The sequence below is a fragment of the Tranquillimonas alkanivorans genome, from assembly GCF_900115595.1.
Taxonomy (GTDB): domain Bacteria; phylum Pseudomonadota; class Alphaproteobacteria; order Rhodobacterales; family Rhodobacteraceae; genus Tranquillimonas; species Tranquillimonas alkanivorans.
Map to the genome: position 1 here is coordinate 1 of NZ_FOXA01000092.1, position 1,209 is coordinate 1,209.

The 1,209-nt window shown below is 71.5% G+C and carries 1 protein-coding gene and 1 pseudogene; both read left to right on the plus strand.

The window, feature by feature from the left end; translation table 11 throughout:
- Window positions 1–231 (plus strand): annotated as a pseudogene (locus tag BM162_RS22315) (copper-containing nitrite reductase); the annotation flags it as partial.
- A 72-nt stretch (window positions 232–303) separates the two neighbouring features.
- Complete coding sequence (locus BM162_RS22320) at window positions 304–1,101, plus strand: SUMF1/EgtB/PvdO family nonheme iron enzyme (RefSeq protein ID WP_093426055.1); 798 nt, start codon at window positions 304–306, stop codon at window positions 1,099–1,101.
- Window positions 1,102–1,209: the final 108 nt, after the last annotated feature.

The following is a 1,209-nucleotide window of genomic DNA, read 5'->3' on the forward strand; positions in this document are numbered from 1 at the left end:
GGCAAGTTCGCCAACCCGCCGCAGCGCGACCTCGAGACGTGGTTCATCCGCGGCGGCTCGGCGGGGGCGGCGATGTACGAGTTCCTGCAACCCGGCCTCTACGCCTACGTGAACCACAACCTGATCGAGGCGGTGAACCTCGGCGCAACGGCTCACGTGAAGGTCGAGGGGCAGTGGAACAACGACCTGATGGAACAGGTCGAGGCGCCCCAGCCGATCCCGGCCCTCTGAGGCGCGGCATCAGAAAATCCCACCAACTGGGGCGGCCCGCGCGGTCGCCCCCTTTTTTTTCGGAGACCCGCCATGAAATCCGCCGTCCTGATCTGCGCGCTCCTCGGCTCTGCCGTCCTGGCGTTTCCGGTCGTGCGTGAGGACGCGCCGCGTACCGCGCCGCCCGAGACGGTCGTCGTCGCCCCCGGCGACTTCCGCTACCGCCCGGCCGGGCAGTATCGTCTCGACGGCCGCGTCGTCGATCCGCCGGCCGAGACGCGCGGCGCCGCGACGCCCCTCGTCATCATGCGGCACCAGGTCAGCCGCGCCGAGTATGCGCGGTGCGTGGCGGACGACGCATGTGCGCCGGCCCCTGCCCCCGGGCAAGAGGGATACGCGCAGCCGCAGACGGGCGTCAGCTGGCAGGACGCCACCGCCTATGCCGATTGGCTTTCAGAGCGGACGGGCCAGGACTGGCGCCTGCCGACCGATGCGGAATGGGTGCGCGCCGCCGCGGAACGTGCCGTGGACGAGGGGCTGGAGACGGCCGGCTCGGATCCCGCCGCGCGCTGGCTGGCGCAGTACGGCCAGAACGTGGACCGGCGTGCGGGCCCTGACCTCGAGGTCCGGCCGCAGGGGGCCTTCGGCGTCAACTCGAACGGTCTCGCGGACATGGCGGGCAATGTGTGGGAATGGACCTCGACCTGCTCGCGCAAGATCGAACTGGCGGCAGACGGCGCGCGGCTATCGGATCACGCGTTCTGCGGTGTCCGCGTCGTGCAGGGACAGCACCGGGCCGAGATCGTGGATTTCGTGCGCGATGCGCGGGCGGGCGGCTGTGCCGTCGGCCTGCCGCCCGACCACCTGGGTTTCCGCCTGGTGCTGGGTTAACCCGGCTTGCGCCGCGCCGGCGACGGCGCGGCGAGCCAGGGGCCCACGCGAAGCGAAAAGGCCGCGAAGCCCGTCGTCCAGAGCACTGCCGCCAGCATCAGCCCCGAA

Excerpts from the sequence above, each read along its gene's own strand:
- BM162_RS22320 (WP_093426055.1), top strand. The coding sequence starts at position 304 with ATGAAATCCGCCGTCCTGATCTGCGCGCTCCTCGGCTCTGCCGTCCTG.